The organism is Candidatus Frankia alpina, from assembly GCF_902806485.1.
Taxonomy (GTDB): domain Bacteria; phylum Actinomycetota; class Actinomycetes; order Frankiales; family Frankiaceae; genus Frankia; species Frankia alpina.
This window is the reverse complement of the sequence record NZ_CADCWT010000566.1, coordinates 1-526: the sequence shown is the minus strand read 5'-3', so window position 1 is coordinate 526 and position 526 is coordinate 1. Positions and strand designations below refer to the sequence as shown.

At 60.6% G+C, this 526-nt stretch carries 1 protein-coding gene; it reads left to right on the top strand.

Features of this window, described 5'->3' with window-relative positions:
* A partial coding sequence (locus tag G6R25_RS24525; RefSeq protein WP_163554706.1) for a DUF222 domain-containing protein occupies nt 1-471 on the top strand: 471 nt, incomplete at its 5' end.
* Between the last annotated feature and the right edge of the window lie 55 nt (nt 472-526).

Here is a 526-nt window from a genome sequence, read left to right as displayed (position 1 = left end):
TTGGCCTGGCGCTGCGGGCTCGATCTACGGGCGAGCTACGAGTACCTGCGCGTCGCTCGCGCACTCCAGACGCTCCCGCAGATCAGTGCAGCCTTCGCCCGCGGCGAGATCTCCTTCTCCAAGATACGAGCCATCACGCGCATCGCCACGCCGGACACGGAGGCTGAGTGGGCTCACGAGGAAAAGCGATGCTCCGCCCGCGAACTCGAACGACTCGTCTCCCTACAATCGAAGATCAAGTCGGATGGCGGACAAGACCGTGGGAAGAAGGGCGACAAGAAGGAAGCCATACGCTGTTCCTGGCACTGGAACGAGGACGGCATTTTTTTTCTGATCGCCCGTCTCGATCCGGAACGCGGCGCAGTGATCGCCAAGGCCCTGGAGATGGCCACGTCGAGTCTCGACCAGCCGACCGACCAACGCGATGAAGGAACGATTACATCGGATCCCACGGATGAAAATCAGGCGTAACTGGTCAGGTATTTGTTTGATCTTGGGTTAGCTGGTTGCGGGCATCCAGGCGCGG